Origin of the sequence: Neorhizobium sp. BT27B, from assembly GCF_050455485.1 — a bacterium.
GTDB lineage: Bacteria > Pseudomonadota > Alphaproteobacteria > Rhizobiales > Rhizobiaceae > Neorhizobium.
Window position 1 is genome coordinate 515,327 of sequence record NZ_JBCIYT010000004.1, and the last position, 24,290, is coordinate 539,616.

General features: G+C 61.3%; 23 protein-coding genes and 1 riboswitch. Of the genes, 20 read left to right on the forward strand and 3 right to left on the reverse strand.

From position 1 onward, the window contains the following. Window positions 1–55 precede the first annotated feature (55 nt). The 15 genes from AAIH70_RS14110 to AAIH70_RS14180 all read left to right on the forward strand — a co-directional run bounded on the left by AAIH70_RS14110 (window position 56) and on the right by AAIH70_RS14180 (window position 15,780). Window positions 56–1,597, forward strand: coding sequence for an ABC transporter substrate-binding protein (locus AAIH70_RS14110; protein ID WP_132274586.1), 1,542 nt, complete (start codon window positions 56–58; stop codon window positions 1,595–1,597). Between the two features lie 4 nt (window positions 1,598–1,601). Next, complete coding sequence (locus AAIH70_RS14115) at window positions 1,602–2,552, forward strand: ABC transporter permease (RefSeq protein ID WP_132274583.1); 951 nt, start codon at window positions 1,602–1,604, stop codon at window positions 2,550–2,552. Further along, window positions 2,545–3,363, forward strand: coding sequence for an ABC transporter permease (locus AAIH70_RS14120; RefSeq protein WP_132274581.1), 819 nt, complete (start codon window positions 2,545–2,547; stop codon window positions 3,361–3,363). Before AAIH70_RS14115 ends, AAIH70_RS14120 begins: the two co-directional genes overlap by 8 nt. Further along, window positions 3,360–5,054, forward strand: a complete 1,695-nt coding sequence (gene nikE, locus AAIH70_RS14125; RefSeq protein WP_245519170.1) for a nickel ABC transporter ATP-binding protein NikE — start codon at window positions 3,360–3,362, stop codon at window positions 5,052–5,054. Before AAIH70_RS14120 ends, nikE begins: the two co-directional genes overlap by 4 nt. Next, a complete protein-coding gene (locus tag AAIH70_RS14130; RefSeq protein ID WP_430034406.1) occupies window positions 5,051–6,271 on the forward strand; it encodes a M20 family metallopeptidase in 1,221 nt (406 codons plus the stop codon). The genes nikE and AAIH70_RS14130 overlap by 4 nt, the downstream gene beginning before the upstream one ends. After that, window positions 6,268–7,482 (forward strand): M24 family metallopeptidase, encoded by a 1,215-nt coding sequence (locus AAIH70_RS14135; protein WP_132274576.1) that lies wholly within the window; start codon window positions 6,268–6,270, stop codon window positions 7,480–7,482. Before AAIH70_RS14130 ends, AAIH70_RS14135 begins: the two co-directional genes overlap by 4 nt. Window positions 7,483–7,591: 109 nt before the next feature. Continuing rightward, window positions 7,592–8,518, forward strand: a complete 927-nt coding sequence (locus AAIH70_RS14140; protein ID WP_132274573.1) for a dihydrodipicolinate synthase family protein — start codon at window positions 7,592–7,594, stop codon at window positions 8,516–8,518. A gap of 219 nt (window positions 8,519–8,737) precedes the next feature. After that, complete coding sequence (locus tag AAIH70_RS14145; protein ID WP_430034409.1) at window positions 8,738–9,604, forward strand: transporter substrate-binding domain-containing protein; 867 nt, start codon at window positions 8,738–8,740, stop codon at window positions 9,602–9,604. A 65-nt stretch (window positions 9,605–9,669) separates the two neighbouring features. Further along, window positions 9,670–10,413 carry an amino acid ABC transporter ATP-binding protein gene (locus AAIH70_RS14150; protein ID WP_281033601.1) on the forward strand — a complete coding sequence of 248 codons (744 nt, stop codon included), beginning with the start codon at window positions 9,670–9,672 and terminating at the stop codon, window positions 10,411–10,413. Window positions 10,414–10,419: 6 nt separating this feature from the next. Further along, entirely contained in the window at window positions 10,420–11,094 is a 675-nt protein-coding gene (locus tag AAIH70_RS14155; protein ID WP_132274569.1) for an amino acid ABC transporter permease, read from the forward strand. Between the two features lie 9 nt (window positions 11,095–11,103). Continuing rightward, window positions 11,104–11,769 (forward strand): amino acid ABC transporter permease, encoded by a 666-nt coding sequence (locus AAIH70_RS14160; RefSeq protein ID WP_430034412.1) that lies wholly within the window; start codon window positions 11,104–11,106, stop codon window positions 11,767–11,769. 22 nt (window positions 11,770–11,791) lie between these two features. Further along, the gene (locus AAIH70_RS14165; RefSeq protein WP_132274563.1) at window positions 11,792–12,718 is read left to right on the forward strand and encodes an N-carbamoyl-D-amino-acid hydrolase; all 927 of its coding nucleotides are present in this window, start codon (window positions 11,792–11,794) and stop codon (window positions 12,716–12,718) included. A 10-nt stretch (window positions 12,719–12,728) separates the two neighbouring features. Beyond that, window positions 12,729–14,189, forward strand: coding sequence for a dihydropyrimidinase (gene hydA / locus AAIH70_RS14170; protein ID WP_132274560.1), 1,461 nt, complete (start codon window positions 12,729–12,731; stop codon window positions 14,187–14,189). Further along, window positions 14,186–14,866 (forward strand): aspartate/glutamate racemase family protein, encoded by a 681-nt coding sequence (locus AAIH70_RS14175; RefSeq protein WP_132274557.1) that lies wholly within the window; start codon window positions 14,186–14,188, stop codon window positions 14,864–14,866. Before hydA ends, AAIH70_RS14175 begins: the two co-directional genes overlap by 4 nt. Next, a complete protein-coding gene (locus tag AAIH70_RS14180) occupies window positions 14,863–15,780 on the forward strand; it encodes a LysR family transcriptional regulator (protein WP_132274554.1) in 918 nt (305 codons plus the stop codon). Before AAIH70_RS14175 ends, AAIH70_RS14180 begins: the two co-directional genes overlap by 4 nt. A 29-nt stretch (window positions 15,781–15,809) precedes the next feature. Here the strand turns inward: AAIH70_RS14180 and ribB are convergent, their stop codons facing one another. The 3 genes from ribB to AAIH70_RS14195 all read right to left on the reverse strand — a co-directional run bounded on the left by ribB (window position 15,810) and on the right by AAIH70_RS14195 (window position 18,573). Further along, the gene (gene ribB, locus AAIH70_RS14185; RefSeq protein WP_132274551.1) at window positions 15,810–16,439 is read right to left on the reverse strand and encodes a 3,4-dihydroxy-2-butanone-4-phosphate synthase; all 630 of its coding nucleotides are present in this window, start codon (window positions 16,437–16,439) and stop codon (window positions 15,810–15,812) included. A 125-nt stretch (window positions 16,440–16,564) separates the two neighbouring features. Next, a riboswitch (FMN riboswitch) is annotated at window positions 16,565–16,710 on the reverse strand. Window positions 16,711–16,808: 98 nt separating this feature from the next. After that, window positions 16,809–17,591, reverse strand: a complete 783-nt coding sequence (locus AAIH70_RS14190) for a glucose 1-dehydrogenase (protein WP_132274548.1) — start codon at window positions 17,589–17,591, stop codon at window positions 16,809–16,811. Window positions 17,592–17,616: 25 nt separating this feature from the next. Next, on the reverse strand, window positions 17,617–18,573 hold the full coding sequence (locus tag AAIH70_RS14195) for a sugar-binding transcriptional regulator (protein WP_132274545.1): 957 nt from the start codon (window positions 18,571–18,573) through the stop codon (window positions 17,617–17,619). Window positions 18,574–18,920: 347 nt separating this feature from the next. Here AAIH70_RS14195 and AAIH70_RS14200 point away from each other — a divergent pair, with 347 nt between their 5' ends. The 5 genes from AAIH70_RS14200 (at window position 18,921) to AAIH70_RS14220 (ending at window position 24,251) form a co-directional block, all read left to right on the forward strand. Next, the gene (locus AAIH70_RS14200; RefSeq protein ID WP_430034466.1) at window positions 18,921–19,736 is read left to right on the forward strand and encodes a transketolase; all 816 of its coding nucleotides are present in this window, start codon (window positions 18,921–18,923) and stop codon (window positions 19,734–19,736) included. Next, the gene (locus AAIH70_RS14205) at window positions 19,736–20,692 is read left to right on the forward strand and encodes a transketolase family protein (protein ID WP_430034416.1); all 957 of its coding nucleotides are present in this window, start codon (window positions 19,736–19,738) and stop codon (window positions 20,690–20,692) included. Before AAIH70_RS14200 ends, AAIH70_RS14205 begins: the two co-directional genes overlap by 1 nt. Window positions 20,693–20,695: 3 nt before the next feature. Then, window positions 20,696–22,213, forward strand: a complete 1,518-nt coding sequence (locus tag AAIH70_RS14210; RefSeq protein WP_132274537.1) for an FGGY family carbohydrate kinase — start codon at window positions 20,696–20,698, stop codon at window positions 22,211–22,213. A 48-nt stretch (window positions 22,214–22,261) separates the two neighbouring features. Next, window positions 22,262–23,242 (forward strand): ABC transporter permease, encoded by a 981-nt coding sequence (locus AAIH70_RS14215; RefSeq protein ID WP_132274534.1) that lies wholly within the window; start codon window positions 22,262–22,264, stop codon window positions 23,240–23,242. A gap of 82 nt (window positions 23,243–23,324) precedes the next feature. Further along, window positions 23,325–24,251: a substrate-binding domain-containing protein gene (locus tag AAIH70_RS14220; RefSeq protein ID WP_132274531.1), complete on the forward strand. Its 927-nt coding sequence runs from the start codon at window positions 23,325–23,327 to the stop codon at window positions 24,249–24,251. The last annotated feature ends 39 nt before the right edge of the window (window positions 24,252–24,290 follow it).

A 24,290-nucleotide genomic window follows, 5' to 3' on the forward strand; every position in this document is an offset into this window, starting at 1 on the left:
ACAAGAAACGAAAAGGCGCCCGGCGGAATGTCAAAACCAAACGACAGAGGGCGAAATGACGACTTTTATGATTACCCGCCGCACGGTGGTAATGGGCATGGCCGCCACGGCAATGCTTCCAGGCATCAGCTTTGCGCAGTCTGCCACGCCCAAGCCGGGCGGTACGCTGAAGATCAGCCACTCGACGCGTATCGCGACGCTGAATGTGCTGAACTGCTCCGGCCCGGCCGAATATCCGGTGGTGGATATGCTGTATTCCGGCCTGACCCGCATGGGCCCGGACAACAAGCCTATGGCCGACCTTGCCGAGCGCTGGGAAGGCAGTGAAGATGCAAAAACCTTCACCTATTTCCTGCGCAAGGGCGTTACCTTCCATGACGGTTCGCCCTGCACGGCGGACGATGTGGTCGCTACCTTCCAGGCGATCCTGAACAAGGATGTGCCGGCGGCTGCCCGCTCGGTTCTCAACATGATCGACACGATCGAGGCTGTCGACGCCACCACCGTGCGCTTCAATCTGAAGACGCCGTTTGCCGACCTGCCGATCTCGACGGCGCATGCCAATGCCCGCATCGTTTCCAAGGCGGCCCTTTCCGGTCCGCGCGAAAAGCTTGATACGACCGCCAACGGCACCGGCCCGTTCAAGCTCGAAACCTACGACAGCGCCCGCATGGTGCGCCTCGTCAAGAACGAGAACTATTTCATCAAGGGCAAGCCGTATCTCGATGGCGTCGAGATGCATCTCTTCCCGGATCTTGCCGCCGAAAGCGCCAATTTCCTCAACGGCGCCATGGATATCATGCTCACCGTGCAGCAGGCGGATTTCGAGCGTATCACTGCTGCCAACGGCATCACCACCAAGCGCATTCCGTCCGGCCGTTTCGTCAACGTCACCATGCGTCAGGACCAGAAACCGTTCGATGACGTGCGCGTGCGCAAGGCGCTTGCCATGTCGGTCGATCGTGGCCTGCTGGTCGATATCGTGCTCGAAGGCCTCGGCCGCCCCGCTTACGACAACCTCGTCTCGCCGGAATTCCAGTACGCCATCAAGACGCCCGAGATCGCCTATGATCCGGAAGGCGCCAAGAAACTGCTGACTGAGGCCGGTTATCCGGATGGCATCAAGGTAACGCTGGTTGCTTCCAACCGTCCGGCGATCCGAGCCCAGGTGGCGGTTGCGCTGAAGGAAATGGCAAAGCCGGCAGGTTTCGACATCGAGGTCGAGACCATGTCACACGACACCTATCTGGCCAATGTCTGGATGAAGGGCAGCTTCTACATGGGTTATTGGGGCATGCAGGCCACCGAGGATGCCACGTTCAAGCTGCTTCTGACCTCCGACGCTTCTTATGAGGACACGGCCTGGAAAAACGCCGAGTTCGATACGCTGATATCAGATGCCCGTTCGACGACGGACACGGAAAAGCGGCGCGAACTTTATGCCAAGGCGCAGGAACTGCAGTTAAAGGACACGCCTTATATCGTGCCGATCTACGAGGACATCCTGACGGCAAACGGCAAGGGCGCGGAAGATTGGACGATCGCGCCGCTGTCCCGTTACTACTATGTCGAAAACGTCTGGCTGAATAAGGCCTGATGCCATGACCAGGGGTTATCTGATCAGGCGATTGCTCGCCATCTTCCTGGTGCTGGCCATCGTCACCTTCGCGGTCTTTGCGATCACGACGGTTCTACCCGGCAATGCCGCCATCATGATCCTGGGGGAATATGCCACCCCGGATGCGGTTGCGGCACTCGAGCGGCAATTGAACCTCGATCAGCCCTGGTACATGCAATATTTCAACTGGGTCGCCGGCATCCTGCGCGGCGATCTGGGCACCTCGTTGCGTCTGTCCCTACCGGTGTCCGACGTTGTCGGCGAGGCCTTTCTCAACTCGGCTCTGCTTGGCGTGACCGCGCTCGTCGCGGTCACGGTCATCGCCATCCCCTTGGGGGCGCTCGCCGCCCTCAAACGCGGCACCGCCGTCGATCTGGCGATCGGCCTGTTCAGCTATCTCGGTACGGCCTTGCCTGAATTCGTTACCGCGACGCTGCTTCTGGTGTTTCTCGCTGCCCCGAATTCCGGAATTTTCCCGGCCGGCGGTTTTGTTGCGCCCTGGGAGAACATGTCGGGCTTTGCCTATCACGTGGCGCTTCCGGCATTCACGCTCGGCCTCATTCTGCTCGCGCATATCTCCCGGCAGGTCCGCTCGGAAATGGCCGAAGTGCTGTCCTCCGATTACGTCCGCGCCGCGCGCCTGAAGGGTTTGACCGAACGCCGCGTCATCCGTCGCCATGCGCTGCCCAATTCTTTGGCGCCGGCCGTGGCCGTCATCTCGCTGGATATCGGTTACCTGCTCGGCGGCATCATCGTCGTCGAGGAAATCTTTGCCTGGCCGGGGCTTGGTCGCCTGCTGATGTATGCGCTGGAAAACCGCGATCTTCCGGTCATCCAGGCCGTCACGCTGCTTCTGGCCGCCGTTTATGCGCTGTCCAATCTCGTCTCGGACATCGTCATCGCCATGCTCGATCCGAGGGTTCGTTATGCGTGATTTCTTCAGTTCCCCGACTGCGGTGGTTGGCACGACCCTTCTGGTGATCGTGCTGACCGCCGCCCTTTTCGGGCCGTGGCTCGCCCCTTACGATCCGCAGACCTTTCACCCGATCGCGCGTCTGCAGGGGCCGTCCGCCGCGCATTGGCTTGGTACCGACCAGTTCGGCCGTGATCTCCTCTCTCGCGTTCTCAATGGAGCGCCTTCGACCGTCGCCTTCGGTGTGTTTGCAACGGCGCTTGGCGTCGGTGTCGGTTCGGTCATCGGCGTGATTGCCGGCGTGTCCGGTGGCTGGGTCGACAGTACCATCATGCGGATTCTCGATGGTCTTCTGGCCGTGCCGGATCTGCTCTTCACGCTTCTGATCGTCACCATGCTGGGGGGCGGCATGGAGCATGCGCTTCTCGCCGTCGCCGTCGCGTTCACGCCCGGCATGGCGCGTATCGCCCGCAGCGCCGTCCTCTCTGTACGTACCCGCGATTATGTCCGCGCCGCCATCGCCCGCGGCGAAAGCGGCTTTTACATCGTCGGCTGCGAAGTGCTTCCCAATGCGCTGAGCCCGATCGTCGTCGAGGCCACCATCCGCGTGTCCTTCGCCATCATGATCGGCGCAACGCTCGGCTTCCTTGGCCTCGGCGCCCAGCCGCCCAGCACCGAATGGGGGCTGATGGTCGCCGAAGCGCGGCAGTTCATGTTCCGCAATCCCTGGTGCGTGGCCATTCCCGGCCTGTCGATCGCCATGGCGGCGCTCGGTTTCAACCTGTTCGGCGATGCCCTGCGCGATGCCCTCGATCCCCGGAGAAGCCATTGACCTCCCCGCTCACTCCGGCCGTGACCGAAACCACCAAAGCCGCGCTGGCGATCCGTAACTATTCGCTGTCCTATCGCACAGCGGATGGCATCGTCTCGGCGCTGAAAAATATCGATCTCACCATCGCCAAGGGACAGACGGTCGGTCTCGTCGGCGAATCCGGTTCCGGCAAATCGTCGATGGCCTGGTCGATCATGCGTTATCTGCCGCCGAACGCGGTGGAAACGGCGGGTGCGATCCGTCTCGCCGGCGAGGAAATCCTCGACTATACGCCACGCCAGATGCTGGATATCCGCGGCCGTCGCATGGCCATGGTGTTTCAGGACCCATCGACATCGCTCAATCCGACCATCCGTCTCGGCGAACAGATTGCCGAGGTGCTGATGCGGCATCGTGGTCTTACCAAGGTCGAGGCCATGCAGGAGGCCGAAGCAGCCCTTGCCCGCACCGGCATCACCCACCCAAAGGACATGCTGCAGCGTTATCCGCATGAGGCATCGGGCGGCGAAAAGCAGCGCGTGGTCATCGCCACGGCCTTTGCCTGCGAACCGGAACTGATCATTTTCGATGAGCCGACCACAGCGCTCGATATTTTGACCGCCCGCCAGATCCTCGATCTGTTCAACCAGTTGCGCGAGGAAACCAATGTCTCGGCGCTCTACATCTCCCATGATCTCGGGCTGGTGTCGCGCGTGGTCGATGAGGTCTCGGTCCTGCACAAGGGGGTCATCGTCGAAAGCGGCAAGGTGGACGATGTGTTCCGTCGCCCCAAGGCCGATTATACTCGCCAGCTGATCGGCGCCGTGCCCAATCCCGACCGCTGGATCGGCATCGACGCGCCGGTCAATCCGGAACCGCTGATCAGCCTCGAGACGATCGGCGTGCATTACAATGCCCCGACCATGCTGCAGAAAATTTTTCAGCCGAAGGAAGCCGAAAAGGCCGGTTTCTGGGGTGCGAAAAACGTCAGCATGGACGTCCGCAAGGGCGAGTTGCTCGGTGTCGTGGGCGAAAGCGGCTCCGGCAAATCGACCATCGCCAAGGTGCTGGCAGGCCTTCAGGAATTTGACGGCAAGCTTCAGTTCGATGGCAAGACCTTTGCCAGCCGCAAGGATATCGACCGCGCCTATCGCCGCCGGGTGCAGCTGGTCTTCCAGCACCCGGATGCCTCGCTCAATCCGCGCCAGACGATCGGCACCATCATCGGTCGGCCGCTAAAGCTCTATGGCATCGTACCGGCCGACAAGGTCGCGGCACGGGTCGCCGATCTGCTGGAAATGGTGCGCCTGCCTGCCGATTATGCCAAACGTCACCCGCATCAGCTTTCCGGCGGTGAAAAGCAGCGTGTGGCGATTGCCCGCGCCTTTGCCGCCGAACCGGATCTCGTCATCTGCGACGAGGTGACGGCGGCGCTCGATGTGTCGGTTCAGGCGGCGGTGGCCGAGCTTCTGGTCAAGCTGCAGAAGGATACCGGCACGGCCTGCGTCTTCATCACCCACGATCTCAACCTCATCCGCCAGCTCGCGCATCGCATCGCCGTCATGCATCACGGTGCGCTGGTCGATTTCTTCGATGGTCCGGATGCCCGTTCGGATGATCGTGATCCCTATACCAAGGCCCTGCTGGACGCCGTTCCGGTTCACGCCGCTGCCGAGCAGTCGCAAGATATGATGGAAGGAAGTGCCCGATGACAAATGCCGTGGAACTCGCCGGCCGGATCGACCAAAAGGCCTGCCTCGACATTCTCGCCGACATGGTGCGGCACAAGAGCTATTCGGAAACGCCCGGCGAGCGCGTGCTGGCCGAACACATGGCCGATATCATGCGCGCCATGGGGCTGGAAGTCGAACTCCAGCCGGTGGTTGGCGATCGTGTGAATGCGATCGGCATCTGGCGCGGCACCGGCGGTGGCAAGAGCCTGTTGTTCAATGGCCATCTCGATACCAATCCGGCCACCGAAGGCTGGACCGTCGATCCCTGGGGTGGTGTTGTCGATGATGATTTCATCTACGGCATCGGCGTCTCCAACATGAAGGCCGGCGATGCTTCCTCGCTTTGCGCCGTCAAGACGCTGATCGACAACGGCATCCGCTTGAAGGGCGATGTCATCCTCACCTATGTGATCGGTGAATTGCAGGGCGGTATCGGCACGCTGCAGGCGGTACGCGCCGGCACCCGCGCCGACTATTTCATCAACTCGGAACCGTCCGACCTGCAGGCCATCACCATGCATGCAGCGGCCTTCACCTTCATCATCGAGATCGAGGGCGTCACCCGCCATCTCTCCAAGCGCGAGGCGGCCGTCGATGCCATCCGCGCCGCCTGCGAGCTGATCCCCGAACTCAGCGACATGACGTTTTCGGATGCGCCGACCGAGGAGCACAAATCGGTCAATCGCGTGCATGTTGGCGTCATGCACGGTGCGCTTGGCCGCGATCTGCATGAATGGCGCCCGCCGCAGGTGGCGGATTTCGTGCGGCTGAAGGGTTCGGGCCGGTATGGGCCGGGCCAGGCCAGAGAAAACGCGCTTGCCGATATCCAGAAGGTGCTCGATGGGCTTTGCGCGCGTCATCCGGGCCTGAAGGCAAAGGTGTCTGCCGAAACGAAAGATGATCAGCCGACCATGCCGGCCTTCGCGGTCGACAAGAACGCTCGCATCGTCACGGCGATCAATGCCGCCTACGAGGCGGTGCGCGGCGAAAAACAGCCGACCGGTGCCATCGCCCCGCCGGCCTATTTCGGCACCGATGCCGGTCATCTCTGGGCCGAAGGCGGCATGGAAGGTGTCGTCTGCGGGCCGGGCGGCCGCTACAACACCATGCCTGACGAACGTGTCGATATCGTCGATTACCTCGACATGATCCGCATCTATCTCATTACCATGACCGACATCTGCGAGGTCGCATGACGATGTATGTTCCCCAGGAATTTGCCGGCATGACGCCGGATGGCCGCAAGGTTCTCCTGAAATTCAAGCAGGCGGAATTTGCCGGCCGTTTGGCCGCCACCCGCCGCCGCATGAGGGAACGCGGGCTGGATGCGCTCGTCGTGTTCGCGCAGGAAAGCCATTACTGGCTGACGAGTTACGATACCGCCGGTTATGTCTTCTTCCAGGTCGGCCTTGTTCTGGCCGATGACGATAGCAAGACCGTGATGCTCACCCGCACACCGGATCTGCGGCAGGCCAATGTCGCCTCGCTTTACGATGATGTTCGCGTCTGGCTGAATGCCGAGGATGCCAACCCGGCTGAGGACCTGCGTGCCATCATGGCGGAGAAGGGTCTGAAGGGCAAAAAGGTCGGCGTCGAATATGCCACTTATGGCCTGACCGGCGCCAATGCCCGCATGGTCGACAAGGCGCTGGACGGTTTTTGCGTCACCGAAGACGCATCCGATATCGTGCGCACCGGCCGGCTGGTGAAATCGGCGGCAGAACTGCAGCATGTACGCATGGCTGGCAAGCTTGCCGATGCCGCCGTAAAGGCGGCGATCGATGTCACCCGGCCCGGCATTCCCGATACTGTCCTGAGCGGTGCTGCCTTGACCTCGATGCTCGCGGGCGGCGGCGATATCCCGTCCGGCGGCCCGCTCGTCAATTCGGGATCGCGCGCGCTTTACGGTCGCGGCATCGGTGGCCCGCGCCTGATCGAGGAGCAGGACCAGATCCTTGTCGAACTCGCCGGTTCGCATTGCCGTTATCATGTCGTCGTCGAACACACGCTGGTGACGGGCAAACCCGATCTACGCCAGATCGACATGCTGAATGTCGCCAAGGACGCGCTTGACCAGATCAAGGATGCAGCAAGGGCAGGGGTGCCGCTCGGCACGCTCGACGATATCCATCGCCGTGTGCTGGATGGTGCCGGTTTTGCCAAGGCACGTTATGCCGCCTGCGGTTATGCGCTCGGCTGCACCTTCAAGCCCACATGGATGGATGTGCCGCCGATGATCTATTCCGGCAATCCGCTGATCATGACGCCGGGCATGGTGTTTTTCGTCCACATCATGATCCCGGATGCGGAAACCGGTCTGACGGCCGGTGTCGGCCAGACCTTTGCCATCACTGATGGCGCACCCGAAGTGTTCAGCGATCTGCCGGTCGAACTCTATCGCTGCTGAACACCCGGTCATCCGTATTGACGGCGGCCTGCAAGCCAACGTCTAATCGCCGGCGTGCGCAGGGAGTCGGTCTCCCGTCGCCGGCCTGCCAACTGTTGAGAGAACCAGCATGACATTCAGCGTCGAATCCAAGGGCGTCTACGCGATTGCCGCAACCCCATTCCTTGAGGACGGGGCGATTGACTTCAACTCCGTCGACAGCCTCACCGACTTCTATCAGGACAGCGGCTGCACCGGCATCACCATCCTCGGTATCATGGGCGAGGCGCCGAAACTGGAGCCGGAGGAAAGCCGGGCGATCATCAAGCGCGTCATTGCGCGCGCCAAGGTGCCGGTCATCGTCGGTGTCTCCGCCCCCGGTTTTGCCGGCATGAAATCGCTTGCCCGCACCTCGATGGATATGGGCGCGGCAGGCGTCATGATCGCGCCGACACCGGCGCTTCGCACGGACGACCAGATCATCAATTATTTTGCCGGCGCCGTCGAAGCCATCGGCGACGACGTGCCGTGGGTACTGCAGGATTATCCGCTGACGCTGAGTGTCGTCATCTCGCCCGGCGTCATCGCAAAGGTCATCAGCAACCATCCCTCCTGCCTAATGCTGAAGCACGAAGACTGGCCGGGTCTGGAAAAGATCTCCAAACTGCGCGCCATGCAGAAATCGGGCGAATTGCGGCCGTTCTCCATCCTCTGCGGCAATGGCGGCATGTTCATGGATTTCGAACCGGAGCGCGGCGCGGACGGCGCCATGACCGGTTACGGTTTCCCCGATATGCTGACCGAACTGGTCTCGCTGTTTGCTGAAGGCAAGCGCGACGAGGCGCATGACCTGTTCGATGCCCACCTGCCGCTGATCCGGTATGAGCAGCAGCTCGGTGTTGGCCTTGCCGTGCGCAAGCATGTTCTCAAGCGCCGTGGTGTCATCGCTTCGGACGCGCAGCGCAAGCCGGCGCAGATGCTGACGCCCGCCGCCCGCGCCGAAGTGGATTACCTTCTGTCGCGCGTCGCGAAACACGACAAGCGCGCCGCCATCTGAGGGTAAAACCCACCCATAGACTTGCGAATTTGCGGCCGCGCTGACAAAGCGCGGCCGCACTTTTTCCAATTCCACCGTCAGCGGAAGTTCGTATTTGGAAATCGTATAATTCTAATCCGATTATTATCATTTATTATATTGCGGTGCGGCAATCGCGGTGGAACACTGCTCGGATAACAGGGTCGCAAAAGGCCCGGAACCGCCAGTAGGAGAACATCGATGAACCCCATGATCAAGGCCGGTCTTGCCGGCCTAACGACCCTTATTGCCTGTAGTTCTATCCTCTCCAGCCCGGCCTTCGCGATCGGCGATACGATCAAGACCGCGATCGACGGCACGTTTGCCCCGCATGCCATGCCGACGCTCGACGGCAAGATTGAAGGCTTCAATGTCGATCTGATCAATCTCATCGGCGACCGTCTCGGCAAGAAGGTGGAACTGACCAGCGCGCAGTTTTCCAGCCTTATACCGGCCCTGCAGGCCAGCACTTATGACTTTCTTGCCGCTCCGGTAACGGTCAACAAGGAGCGTTCCGCCAGCCTTCTCTTCACCGAAGGTTTTATGGATACCAATTTCAGCTTCGTGGTTCCGGCCAATGCGCCGGACTTCAAGTCGCTGGAAGACTTCAAGGGCAAGACGATCGCCGTCAACAAGGGCTCCGCCTATGACAGCTTTCTGCGCGAGAAGGAAAAGGAGTTCGGCTGGAAGGTTGAAAGCTACGGCACCAATTCGGATGCCGTCGCCGCCGTCATGGCTGGCCGTGCCGATGCGAACCTTGCCGGCAACACGGTAGCCGCCTGGGCAGTCAAGCAGAACGCGCGCCTGAAACTGTCCTATGAATATGCCACCGGCATGGTCTGGGCTTTTCCGTTCCGCAAGGGTGATGAAGCCAATCGCGATCTCGTCGAGAAGGCGATGGAATGCCTGAAGCTCGATGGCTCGATGGCAAAACTCTCGGAAGTATGGTTCGGCGTCGTCCCGGTTGCCGGCACTACCATCGTAACGCCCACCAAGGGTTTTGGCACGCCGGGCTTCGACGGTTATGTCGAGGATGACCACAAGGCATCCTGCGATAACCTGAAGTAACGCGCGTCGCGGACAGGCGGGCGCCTCCCGCCCGCCTGTCCGCCATTGCCCGACGGAGTAGCCGCATGGCCAATCGCCCGATGCTGGAAATCGCCGCGCTCGAAAAGCGTTTCGGTGCCAACACCATCCTCAAGCAGATCGATCTCAAGGTCGCCGAAGGCGAACTCGTCTTCGTCATCGGTCCATCCGGTTCCGGCAAAAGCACGATGCTGCGCTGTTGCAACCGGCTCGAGGAACCGACATCCGGCGACATCATCCTCGATGGCCGCAATATCATGGGTGGCACCAGCAGCGACCTCGCGCGCATGCGCCTGCAGGTCGGCATGGTGTTTCAGGGGTTTCACCTCTATCCGCATATGAGTGTGCTGAAAAACGTCACACTGGCGCAGCGCAAGGCGCTGAAACGCAGCAAGGTGGAAGCCGACGCGCGCGCCATGGACATGCTCGAACGGGTCGGCCTTGCCCATAAGGCGGATGCCTATCCGGCGGAACTGTCGGGCGGCCAGCAGCAGCGCGTGGCGATCGCCCGCGCACTCGCGCTCGATCCAAAAGTCATGCTGTTCGACGAACCCACCTCCGCGCTCGATCCCGAACTGGTCGGCTCCGTCCTCAAGGTGATGAAGGACCTCAAGGCCAAGGGCATGACGATGCTTGTCGTCAGCCACGAAATGGCCTTTGCCCGCGAGACGGCGGATCGGGTCGTGTTCATGGATGGTGGCGTCATCGTCGAGGAGGGCACGCCCGACGAAATCTTTGGTTCGCCCAAGGCGGATCGCACCCGCGCCTTCCTGTCGCGCGTTTCGGGCTGAGACGGCATGGATCGTTTTCTCGAAACCTTCTTCAATCCGGTGGTGATGGCGAAATACGCGCCTGATGTCATCGCCGGCATGGGCGTGACGCTGGTCATTGCCGCCGCCGTCATCGTTGCCGGTATCGCGCTCGGTCTCGGGCTGGCCTGCCTGCGCGCCTATCGCCGCAAGATCCCGAATTTCTTTATCATCTGCTACGCCGATATTTTTCGCGCCCTGCCGCCGCTGGTGTTGATCCTCATCCTCTATTTCGGCTTTCCGTCGATCGGCATCCGCCTGTCCGGTTCGATGGTACTGTTCATCGTGCTTTCCTTGACGCTCGCCGCCTTTGCCGAGGAGATTTTCTGGGCAGGTTTTTCCTCGGTGGAAAAGGGCCAGTGGGAGGCCGGCATCGCCACCGGGCTCGGTTTTACCCGCACGCTGGTTTATGTGGCGCTGCCGCAGGCGGTCCGGCTCGCCATGCCGCCGCTCGTCAACCGCGTGCTGGCCATCACCAAGATGACGGCGCTCGGCTCGGCCATCGGTGTGGTCGAGATCCTCTCCGCCTCCACCACGGCGCAGAGCTTTTCCGGCAGCGCCACGCCGCTCACCCTATCGGTCATCGCCTATCTGGCGATCTTCATGCCGATGGTGGTGTTTGCCCGCTGGCTGGAAAACCGCACCGCCTGGAAAAAGCGATAGGAGCCGGACATGGACATTTTCCTCGACCAGTTCTTCAACCTCGCCATCATGCAGAAGGCAATTCCGCTGCTGCTGAAAGGCGCGTGGATGACGCTGCAGCTGTGCGTCGCGGTCATCCTGCTTGGTCTTGTCGGCGGTCTTTTCGTGGCGCTTGGAAACCTCTCACCGCGCCGCTGGGTGCGCTGGCCGACCATCGTCTATACGGATGTCTTTCGCGCGCTGCCGCCGTTGGTGTTGCTGATCTTTATCTATTCCGGCCTGCCGTTTGCCGGAATCAAGGTGTCGCCGTTCACCGCCGTCGTCATCGCCTTCCTGCTCAACAATTCCTCCTATTATGCGGAGGTTTATCGCGCCGGTTTGATCTCGGTTGCCAAGGGGCAGTGGGAGGCGGCCGCGTCGACCGGCCTCAGCCGCACCCAGTCGCTGATCCATGTCGTGTTGCCGCAGGCGGTGCGCAATGTCCTGCCTGACCTGCTGTCAAACACCGTGGAGGTGGTCAAGCTCACCTCGCTTGCCTCGGTCATCTCGCTGTCGGAACTGCTTTACAGCGCCGATATGGCCCGTTCCGTCACCTATAATGCCTCGCCGCTGGTGCTGGCGGCGCTGTTTTATCTTGTGCTGTTGTGGCCGCTGGTGCGCCTCGTCAGCCATTTCCAGCGGCGTCTCGCCGCCTGATCGTCTCGAAAGGATTTTTGCCATGACCGTCATGAAAATCGCAGGCGCCCAGCTCGGCGCCATCCAGAAGGCTGAGAGCCGCGAAAGCGTCGTTGCGCGCATGATCGTGCTGCTCGACGAGGCCGCGTCCAAGGGCGCCGACATGGTCGTCTATCCCGAACTGGCGCTCACCACCTTCTTCCCGCGCTGGTATATGGAAGATCAGGCGGAGATCGATTTCTGGTTCGAAACGGAAATGCCGAACGCCGCCACCCAGCCGCTGTTCGACCGCGCCCGCGCACTCAACATCGCCATCACCTTCGGTTACGCCGAAAAGACGCCGGACGGCCATTATTACAACACGTCCATCGTCACCGACCGCCAGGCCAATATCGTCGGTAAATACCGCAAGGTGCATCTGCCCGGCCATTCCGAATACGATACCGAACGGGCCTTCCAGCATCTGGAAAAGCGCTATTTCGAACCGGGCGATCTCGGCTTTAATGTCTGGCGCAACGAAGGCGTCATCATGGGCATGGCCATCTGCAACGACCGCCGCTGGCCGGAAACGTTTCGCGTGCTGGGGTTGCAGGGCGTGGAACTGGTGACGATCGGTTACAATACGCCGTCGGTGAACAGCCAGATGAATGCCGAGGGGCTGGAAAAACGTCTGTTCCATTCCGACCTGTCGCTGCAGGCCGGTGCCTATCAGAACTCGACCTATGTGGTCGGCATCGCCAAGGCCGGCAACGAGGATGGCCATCCGCTGATGGGCGGCTCGATCATCGTCGATCCGGACGGTTTCGTTCTGGCGCGCGCCGTGACCGAAGAGGACGAGTTGATCATCGCCGAATGCGATTTCGAAAAATGCGCCTTTGGCAAAAAGACGATCTTCGATTTCGAGCGCCATCGTCGTATCGAACACTATGGGCGTATCACCTCGCAGACCGGTGTGATCGTCGAAGTGTAAGGAGAATGCCATGAGCGAATTCGATACCGTCATCCATGGTGGCCGCGTTGTCACCGCATCGGATGTGTTCGACGCCGATATCGGCATCACCGATGGCCGGATCGCCGCGATCGCGGAAAAGATCACCGGTGGCGCGCGCCGTATCGATGCGGGCGGCAAGCTGGTCATGCCGGGCGGTATCGAAGCGCATGCGCATATCGCCCAGGAAAGCTCGACCGGCCTGATGACCGCCGACGACTATTATTCGGGTTCGGTCTCTGCCGCCTTCGGCGGCAATTCCTCGTTCATCCCGTTTGCCGCCCAGCATCGCGGGCAGTCGATCGCCGACGTGATCTCCACCTATGACGGGCGTGCGGCACCCAATTCGGTGCTCGACTATTCCTACCACCTGATCATCTCGGATCCCTCGGTTTCCGTGCTCGAGGAGCTGCCGGGCGTGTTTGCGCGCGGCATCACCTCGTTCAAGGTGTTCATGACCTATGACCTGATGAATATCGGCGATGGCGGCATGCTCGATATCCTGACGGTCGCTAAAACCCATGGCGCGCTCACCATGGTCCATGCCGAAAACAACGACATGGTCAAATGGATGAACAAGCGTTTTGCCGCAGCCGGCCTGACGGCGCCGAAATACCATGCGGTCAGCCGCCCGGAACTGGCGGAGGAAGAGGCGATCAACCGTGCCGTTTCGCTTGCCAAGCTGGTCGATGCGGCGCTGTTCATCGTGCATGTCTCGACGGCGGGTGGTGCCGCCATCGTGCAGCGGGAAAAGCTCGCCGGCACAAAACTGTTTGCCGAAACCTGCCCGCAATATCTGGCGCTGACCCGCAACGATCTCGACCGGCCGGGTATGGAAGGCGCAAAGTTTATCTGCTCGCCGCCGGTGCGCGATGCGGCAACGCAGGGGGCTTTGTGGCGGCATGTGCAGTCCGGCACGTTCGAAAGCGTGTCGTCGGATCATGCGCCTTACCGTTTTGATGCCAGCGGCAAGTTCGCCAATGGCGTGGATGCCCCTTATCCAAAGATCGCCAATGGCATGCCCGGCATCGCCATGCGGCTGCCCTATCTGTTCTCCGAGGGCGTCGGCAAAGGCCGCATCACGCTACAACAGTTCGTGGCACTCTCCAGCACCAATGCGGCCAAAACTTTTGGCATGGCGAAAAAGGGCACGATCGCCCCCGGTTTCGATGCCGATATCGCCATCTGGGACCCGGAGGCTCGTCGCACCGCGACACTGGCCGACCAGCACGACAACATGGATTACACGCCGTTCGAAGGCATGGAGATACAGGGCTGGCCGGTTCTCACCATGAACCGCGGCGATGTCATCGTCGAGAATGGTGAACTGAAGGCGCAGCGTGGCCGCGGTCGTTTCGTCGCCCGCAAGCCGGTCGATCTCACCGGTAAACCCGGTTACCGCGCCAAGGAATTCGACCCGGCGCAGAATTTTGGCGCGGAGATTGCCCCATGAGCAAACCCATGAGCGCTTTTGGCCCCATCCTTGTCATCAATCCCAACAGTTCGGAAAACGTCACCGAAGGTCTGCGCGAGGCGGTTGCCGGCATGCAGTTTCCCGGTGGCCCGGTGATCGAATGCGTGACGATCGAACACGGCCCGCCCGGTGTCGTCACCCAGCGCCATGTCGATGAGGCGGCGCTCAACACCGCAGACCTCATCGAAAGCCGACCGGATGCGTCGGCCTATGTGCTGGCCTGTTATTCGCAGCCAGGCCTCGATCTGGCCCGGTCGATCACCACGAAACCTGTCTACGGTATTCAGGATGCCGGTGTGCTGAGCGCGCTCGCGCTCGCCGACCTGTTCGGTGTCATCGCCGTCGCCGAGGGTTCCATCCCTCGGCATTTGCGCAATCTGCGCCGGCTTGGTGTCGATGGCCGTCTGGCCGGTGAAGTGGCGCTGGAAGGTTCGATCAGCGTGGCCGATAGCGGTCATGGCGAGGAAAGTTACGCGGCGCTTCTGAAGGCCGGAACGAAACTGAGGCAGATGAGGGCAGGGGCGGTGGTGCTCGGTTGCGCCGGCATGTCCGGCCATCGTCAGCGGCTGGAAGATGAACTCGGCATCCGCGTCATCGACCCGACGCAGGCAGCCGTTGCCATGGCACTCGGCGGGCTGTTATCGCGAACACCATGAGCGAACCCGAACAGAAGCCTGAAATCTCCCTGCGCCTCCTCGAAATCTTTGGGGCGATGATGCGCTGCGAGACGACGGTGGAAGCGGCTGAACAGCTCGGCATTTCGCAGCCGGCCGTGTCGAACGGCATCCGCCAGCTGGAAACCCAGCTTGGAGTGACCCTGTTCGAGCGGCTGCACCGTCGGCTGGAGCCGACCGAAGAAGCCCTGCTTCTGTTCGAGGACGTGCGGCCCGTCTTCAGCATGCTGCGCAATTTTTCGGCACGCGCCCGTTCCATCCGGCATGGCACATCCGGCCGCCTGCGGGTGATGTCGACGCCGCCGCTCGGCAATACGATCGGGCCGACAGCTCTTGCGCGTTTCCTGAAGGATCGGCCGGATGTCTCCGTCGCCTATGATGTCCGGCGACTCGAACATGTGGTCGATGCGGTCCAGAGCGGGGCCGCCGATATCGGCCTGGGACTGGCGCTGGAACGTCACCCGTCCGTCAATATCGAAGTGCTGGCCCGCACGCATATGGTTGCGGTCGTTCCCAAGGCGCATGCCATGGCGCGTCGGGGTGAAATCACTGTCGGTGACCTGAGCGAACACGGTTTTATCGGTCTGGAAGCGGAATCGCGCATGGGCCAGATGCTGCGCGATGCCTTCGTGCGGGATGAGAAGAGTTATATGCCACGCGTGGAGGTGCGCTATTGCGCGACGGCCGCGGTGCTGGCCGGGTCGGGCATCGGTGTTGCCGTGGTCGATCCGTACAGCGCGGCACACCAGCTCTCAAACAGTCTGGTGCAATTGCCGTTTCAACCGCCCTGTGAGGTTTCGGCGGTTCTGATCACCCGCAAGGGCGTGCCACGTTCGCGGTTGCTGCACGGTTTTATTGCGGAACTGAAACGCACGATCACCGAATTCGTCGGATGACCGTGCGTTTGTTTCAAACCAGCAGATGATCAGGCGGCAACGTCGACCTTCGCGGTCGTGTTGAGGTAGGTGATCATGTCTTCGATGGTGACCACCAGAAGCCCGTGCTTTTCAGCAAAAACTTCCAGCTGCGGCAGGCGCGACATGGTGCCGTCGTCATTGGCAACTTCGCAGATCACGCCGGCAGGGGCGCGGCCGGCAAGACGCGCCAGTTCAACGGCAGCTTCCGTGTGGCCCGGACGACCGCGAACGCCTTCCGGGTGGGCGCGTAGCGGAAAGATATGGCCGGGGCGGGCAAAATCGTCCGGCTTGGCGTCACCTGCTGCCAGCGCACGCACGGTTGCGGAGCGGTCGGCGGCGGAAATGCCGGTCGTGGTGCCGGGAATGTAGTCGACCGAAACCGTGAAAGCGGTCTTCAGCGACTCGGTGTTGCGCGCCACCATCAGCGGAATGTCGAGCTCATCGAGACGTTCGCCTTCCATGGCCACGCAGATCAGGCCGCGGGCATGGTTCATCATGAAGGCGATGTCTTTTGGATCCGCTGCATCGGCCGCGATCACAAGGTCACCCTCGTTTTCACGATCCTCGTTGTCGACGACAACCACGATTTCACCACGGCGAATGGCTTCGATCGCATCTTCAATTTTCGAAATAGTCATTTTCAAGCCTTTCAAGGGTTATGCCGGCGAACCGACATCCAACTCGCGACCGTTTTTTGAGTAAAACGGGCACAAACATCCCTTGGGCGAACAAGCGTCATACACCCCGCAAAGGGCGTCTTTCGCGTTGTCCTCTTCCATCCGGACTATACCGTCGGCTCCGGCATCTCACCGGATCTGCTGACCCTTCAATTGCTTGAAGGCGCTCGCGGGCTCCGGAATTGCTTCCGATACCGCCGGTGGGGAATTGCACCCCGCCCTGAGAACATTCCAAACATAAGTTCTTAATCTAGCAAATTGCAAGGGCATAACCTCGCATTTTGCGTATTCGAACGGCCCGTCCGGGTGAACGGACCGTTCGAAATAGCGTCAGGACATGATCAGCCCGCCATCGACATTGATCGTCTGGCCGGTGATGTAAGCGGCATCGTCGCTGGCAAGGAAGGTTACGAGACCGGCGACATCTTCGCCCGAACCGGCGCGTTTCATCGGGATTCCTTCAACCCATTCCTTCATCAACTCGCCCGGTGCATAGTTGCCGAGCAGCTTGCCCCAGACTTCATCATTATAGGCCCACATGTCGGTCTCGATGATGCCGGGGCAAAAGGCGTTGACGGTGATGTTGTCGATCGCGACTTCCTTGGCAAGGCTCTGGGTGATGCCGACCACGCCCATTTTGGATGCCGCGTAATGCGGTGTGTAGATAAAACCGTCGCGTGCCTGGCCGGAGGCGGTGTTGATGATGCGGCCACCCTTGCCATGCTTGCGCATGCGGGCAATGGCTTCCTGGGCGCACAGGAACACGCCCTTGGTGTTGACGGCCATGACCTTGTCCCATTCGTTTTCGGTCATGTCCTCGATCTTGGCGATGGTGATGACGCCGGCATTCTGGATCGATACGTCGACCGCGCCGAATTCCTTCTCGGCCGCGTCATAAAGCGCCACCACGCTTGCCTTGTCCGTCACGTCGCCGACAAAGGAGATCGCTTTGCCGCCATCGGTCCTGATCGCTTCCGCGACGGCATGCACCGAATCCTCGTTGGCGGAAACGACGAGATTGGCGCCTTCGCGGGCAAAACGCCTGGCGATGGCCGCACCGATACCGCGGCTTGCGCCGGTGATGACGACGGTCTTGTTGGTGAAGCGTGACATGGGACCTCCCTTAAATGGTTTGCTTCTAGGTGAATTCGCTCAACCGTTCCGCCGTGAAGCGGTCGGTGATGAGAACGTCGATCAGCTTGCCGCGCAGCGCGCCGGCGATCGCCGCCGTCTTGCGCTGTCCGCCGGCCGTGCCGATCACGCGCGGAACGGCCTGCAACTCCTCCAGAGTCATGCCGACGACGCGTTCATAGATTTCGCCCGCCAAGGGTTCGCCATCGGCGGTGTAGAACCGCAGACAGATGTCACCGACAGCGCCACGGCGGGCCAGTTCCTCCAGTTCGGAGGGGGTAAAGGTGTTGCCGGAATAGATCAGGTTCTGCGACGGCGACATGGCGCCGATGCCGACAAAGGCAGTGGTGACGCGCTTGAACTGGTCGACGGTCGCCTTCACCTGTGGATCGGAGACAAGAATCTGTTTCGATTCCGGTGATCCGGTGACGCAAGGGGCGGGCAGAAGCTGCGGTTCGCCGTTGATCAGATGCGCCAGTCGCGTCGTCAGCTGCGTTGCGTGGATCTGCGCACTCGGCACGCCGATGCCGCCGAGCAACTGGATCACGCGCTCGGCCCGTACCCGCTTGATCGGGTGAATATTGTCCAGCATCTGCTGCAGCGTCGCGCTCCAGCTGGAGACGCCGATGACATCGCCATCTTCCAGCGTCTGTTCGAGCAGGTGGGCGGCAGCGATGCCGATGGCGGAAAACACCGCGTCGTCATTATCCTCGCGGCAATCGGCGACGATCACTTCGCTGATGCCGAATTTTTCGCGGATGGCGGATTCGAGATCGGGATAGGTGCCGCTGGGGGCGACGATCGAAACGCGCACGATGCCCTCGGTCTCGGCGCGTTTCAGAAGCCGGGAGACGGATGCCTGCGATATCCGCAGCAGCTCGGATATGTCGCTCTGCTTCAACCCTTCCAGGTGATACATCTGGGCGACGCGCGTAATCATGCGCAGTTCATTGGTGCGGCTCATGGCTGGCTGGCTCCTGTCTCGAATGCGTGAGACTCAACCTCAGCGGGCCGTCCGACGCGTGTCCGAGGCATAGGAAATAAACGCCGCCATTGGAATGCGCGGCGCGCGATTGCCGGCTGCAACTGCAGATTTTCAGCCATGCGCGGAAGCATCGCGTAGCACCAGCTTCCCGATCCCGACCGTTTTAGAATTTTCAGAACCACGCTTGACATGGATCAATCCTGCCGTATCATGAATATTAAATCAAGCATGAATAATTATTCACGCTTAAGAAAACAGGAGGAGACGCCGTGACCATCTCAGTCTGGCCAGACAACAAGCCGCTCGACGTTGCGGCGATCCGCGACCTGCCGGAAGGCGAGCGCGCCGAACAGCTCAAGCTCGTGGCCAAGCAGGTCCGCCGCCTCATCGTGCAGATGATCGACATTGCCCGCGCCGGTCATATCGGCGGTGACCTGTCGGTGACCGATGCTCTGGTGACGGCTGCCTTCGGTGTTCTCAACATCTCGCCGGAAACGGCTGACGATCCGGGCCGCGACCGCCTCATTCTTTCAAAGGGCCACTGTGCTGCGGCGCTTTATTCGGTTCTGGCACTGCGCGGCTTTTTCCCGATCGCCGACCTCGAAACCTACATGAAGCCGCTTTCGAAGCTCAACGGTCACCCCAACCGTCTGAAGGTGAAGGGCGTCGAGGCCAATACCGGCCCGCTTGGCCACGGCCTGCCGATTGCTGTCGGCTCGGCCGTCGCGTCAAAACTGTCGGGCAAGAACTGGCAGACTTTCGTTTTCACCGGTGATGGCGAATTGCAGGAAGGCTCCAACTGGGAAGCCGCCATGACCGCTGCTCACCGCAAGCTCGACAATCTGGTCGTCATCGTCGACCGCAACCGCCTGCAGCAGGGCGCGCGCACCGAAGACACCGCCTCGCTCGATCCGCTCGGCGACAAATGGGCGTCGTTCGGCTGGGAAGTTGCCGATATCGATGGCAATGATACCGCAGCGCTGCTGAAGGCCTTCACCCAGAACCGCAATGGCAAGCCGCTGGTGGTGATCGCCAACACGCTCAAGGGCAAGGGTGTCTCGTTCATCGAGGACCGTGTCGAATGGCATCACAAGGTGCCGTCCAAGGAGCAGGTCGAACTCGCATTGAAGGAACTTGCCTGATGAACGCCCATAGCAGTGTGTCCAACGAAACCTTCGATTGCCGCGTCGCTTTTTCCGAAAAGCTGATCGCTCTCGCCGAGGCCGATCCCCGCATCGTTGCCGTCTGCAATGACTCGGTCGGTTCCAGCAATCTCAATGCCTTCCGTGACCTTTTCCCGGATCGTCTGATCAATGTCGGCATTGCCGAACAGAACATGGTCGGCGTCGCCGCCGGTCTCGCCAATGGCGGTTTCATTCCGTTCGTTTGCGCCGCAGGCCCGTTCCTGTCAGGCCGCGCCACCGAACAGGTCAAGGCCGACGTTGCCTATTCGAATTACGGTATCGTGCTCTGCGCCATGAGCCCCGGCATGGCTTATGGCGAACTCGGCCCGACCCACCACTCGATCGAGGATTTGAGCTGGATGCGGGCGATCGACAATCTCGACGTCCTCGTGCCTGCCGACCCGGAGCAGACCAAGGCCGCCATGGACTGGGCCGTCGCCTCAGGCCGCCCGATCTACATGCGTGTTGGTCGCCACAAGGTGCCGTCCGTCACCCCGGCTGATCGCGATGTTGCTTTCACCTTCGGCAAGATCGATGTCACCGGCGACGGCAATGACGTCGCGCTCGTCGCCACAGGCACGCTGGTATCCCGCGCGCTGGAAGCGCAGGCAATCCTCGCCGCCGACGGCATCGCCGCCCGCGTTCTGAACGTTTCGACCATCAAGCCGCTCGATGCCGAAACCATCATCAAGGCCGCGAAGGAAACCAAGGGTCTTGTCATTGCCGAAGAGGGCGTGCTCGAAGGCGGTCTCGGTGCCGCAGTCGCCACCACGCTTGCTGAAAACCATCCGGCACGCGCAAAATTCCTCGGCGTCACCAGCTTTGCGCCGACCGGTTCCACCGATTTTCTGCTTGAGCATTTTGGCCTGACCGCCAAGGGCATTGCAGACGCTGCCCGCAAGCTGGTGGGCTGAGCCATGGCTGGCCCTTTCGTTCTTGCCATCGATCAGGGTACGGGCTCCACAAAAGCCCTGCTGGTCGATCGCGACAGCAAGGTCGTCGCGCGCGGCCAGCATCCGCTCGGCCTCTCGACGCCCCAGCCGGGCTGGGTCGAGCAGGATGCCGAAGAGATCTGGCAAAGCGTGCTGGCCGCCATTCGCGAAGCCGTATCGCCTGAAGTTGCGGGCGATATCGTCGCCATCGGCTTTTCCACCCAGCGCGAAAGCTGCCTGTTGTGGGAACGGGCTACGGCCAAGCCCTTGTCGCCGCTTCTTTCCTGGCAGGACCAGCGCACGCTGAAACTGTGCGAAGCCGTTCCGGAAACGACGCAGCGGATGATCCGGGCCAAGACCGGCCTGCCGCTTGATCCGATGTTTTCCGCCGTCAAGGCGCAGTGGTTGCTCGATCGCGTCGATCTCGACCGGTCGCGCGCCAAGGCCGGCGAGATCTGCGTCGGCACCATCGACAGCTACCTGATCGCCCGCCTCGGCGGAGACCATGTGGTCGAAATTGGCAATGCCTCGCGTATGCAGCTCGTCGATCTCGATCGTGGTGATTACGACGCCGATCTGCTGGCGCTTTTCAATATTCCGCGGGCTTCCCTCCCGCGCATCGTGCCGTCGCGTTACGACTTCGCAAAGGTGAGCGGCATCGCACCGCTTGCCGACGGCACGCCTGTTACCGCTGTCCTTGCCGACAGCCACGCCGCCCTGTTTGCGCATGGTGCTTTCCAGCCGGGCAAGGTCAAGGCGACCCAAGGCACCGGTTCCTCGGTCATGGGCCTCTATGACAGCGCCATTCCGGCCGACCAGATCGATCTCGGCGTCTGCCGTACGATTGCGTGGCAGGTGGATGACATCGCCTATGCTTTTGAGGGCAATATCCGCTCGGTCGGATCGACCCTTGTCTGGCTGGCGGACTTTTTGGGCATCAGCACGGCTGACCTCGCGACGCTCTCGGCCAGCGTGCCGGACAGCAATGGCGTCACGATCGTGCCGGCCTTTGGCGGCCTCGGAGCTCCCTATTGGGATGCCAATGCGGTGGGCATTATCGGCGGCGTAGCGCTTGGCACCTCACGGGCGCAGGTGGCGCGGGCGGCGGTGGATTCCATCGCTCACCAGATCGTCGACGTGCTCGACCGCGTGCTGGTCTCCGGCCTCAAGGTCGATCAGCTTTATGTCGATGGCGGCCCGACCAAAAACGAGCTGCTGATGCAGCTGGAAACGGATCTCGCCGGCGTGGCCGTCGTGCGTCCTGAAACCGCCGAGCTGTCGGCCATGGGCGCTGCTCATCTGGCAGGTCTCGGCGCCGGCATCTGGACGCTGGAAGATCTTGCAGCCCTGCCGCGTGACGGAAAAGTCTTCACGCCCGGCATGGACGACATCAGCCGTCAGAGGCTGCGAATGGAATGGAGACGGATGGTGGCGCGCTCTCGCGGCCTGTCCGTTCACGAGCGCCCGGAAACCCGCAAGGCGGATCGTTCGGGCACTTACTGAGAATTCAACGATCGCGCGGCAGGAGAAGTGCGCGACAGGGAGGTTTATATGAGTGAGATCACGGAACAGGTGACGCCGAAGACCGGTGGCATCAACATGTCCTTCGTGAAGAAGATGTCGGGACCGCTGGTCGGCCTCATCCTGTTGTGCGTCTTCTTCTCGCTGACCTCGGAATTTTTCCTGTCGGCCCGAAACGGACTGAACATTCTCGATCAGGTCACGGTCCTCGGCATTCTCGCCATCGGCATGACGCTGGTCATCGTCATCGGCGGTATCGATCTGTCGGTCGGTTCGGTGCTGGCCTTTTCGATGATGATGATGGGTGTCATGCAGCGACAGCTCGGCCTGCCGTTGGAGCTTGCGATTGTCGTCGGCATCGCCACCGGTGCAATCTGCGGTCTGGTTTCCGGTCTGCTGATCACCGTTGCCAAACTTCCGGCCTTCATCGCTACGCTGGCGGTCATGTCGGTCACCCGCGGCCTTGCCAATATCCTCACCGAAGGCAAGCAGATCGTCGGTTATCCCGACTGGTTCACCTCGCTTGCCACAGTGCGCCAGTTCGGTTTTCTGTCGCTGACGGTTGCCACCTTCATCGTGCTCGCCATCATCGCCGCGATCATCCTCAAATACCGCCCGTCTGGCCGTAACCTGTTCGCCATCGGCGGTAATCCGGAAGTGGCGCGCCTTGCCGGCATCAATGTCAATCTCAATACCTGCGTCGTTTACGCCTTGAGCGGTGCGCTGGCCGGCCTTGCCGCCGTCGCCTTCGCCGCGCGTCTCGACAGCTCCCAGCCCAGCGCCGGCCTCGGTTACGAACTCGACACGATCGCAGCTGTCGTGATCGGCGGTGCGTCGCTATCGGGCGGCGTCGGCTCGATCTCCGGCACCGTCATCGGTGTCTTCATCATCGGTGTCCTGCGTAACGGTCTCAACCTTCTCGGTGTCTCGCCATTCATTCAGCAGGTGCTGATCGGTGTCGTGATCGCCGCCGCCGTTACCTTCGACACGCTTGGAAGAAAGAGGAGATAGCCGGCACCGGAGGAGGGTGCTCTCCAGTTCTCGCATACCCGGACTGCATATCAAATTGTCGTCAATTCAGTGGAGGAAACACATGACGAAGACTTTCCGCATGCTCGCAGCCACCGTCGCCTTCTCGGCCATGGCTTTTGCCGCCAACGCCCAGGAAAAGGTCACGATCGGTCTCGCCGTCGCCAACCTGCAGGCAGACTTCTTCAACCAGATCAAGGAATCGGTCGAAAAAGCCGCGAAGGAACAGGGCATTGAAGTCGTCACCGTCGATGCCAAGGGCGATAGCGCCACGCAGGTCAGCCAGATCCAGGATCTGATCACCCGCCAGGTCAAGGCGCTGATCTACATCCCGGCCGGCGCGACCGCCGCAACCGTCCCGGTCAAGGCTGCCAAGGAAGCAAAAATCCCCGTCGTCACCGTCGACCGCAACCCGGAAGGCGCACCCGGCGACACGTTCATCGCCACCGACAGCGTTGCCGCGGCCAAGGAACTCGGCGATTACGTCTGCAAGGTTTCGGGTGGCAAGGGCGTTCTCGCCATCATCCAGGGCCAGCTCGGCACGACGCCGGAGCAGGATCGCGACAAGGGTTTCTCCGAAGCCATGAAGGCGTGCCCCGGCATCAAGGAAGCCGGACGTCAGGCATCGAACGCCTGGGCGCAGGATGAAGGTTTCGCGATCGGTCAGGACATGCTGCAGCGTAACCCGACCATCAACATCTTCTTCGGCCGCGCCGATGCGCTGGCGCTCGGTGCAGCACAGGCTGCCAAGGTCGGCGGCGTAACCGACGCCATCATCGTCGGTTTCGATGGTGACCGCGCCGGTCTCGAAGCCGTCAAGAGCGGCACGCTGAAGGCCACCATGACCCAACAGACTCAAGGCATGGGTCGTCTGGCCCTGAAGTCCGCTCTCGACCTGATCAAGGGCACGAAGCCGCCGGCAGAACAGCTGCAGCCGGCCACGCTGACCACAGCAGACAATGCCGAAGCCTTCATCAAGGAACATCCCTGATCAATATTCTGCGCCCCGGTTCATCCGGGGCGCAGGCCC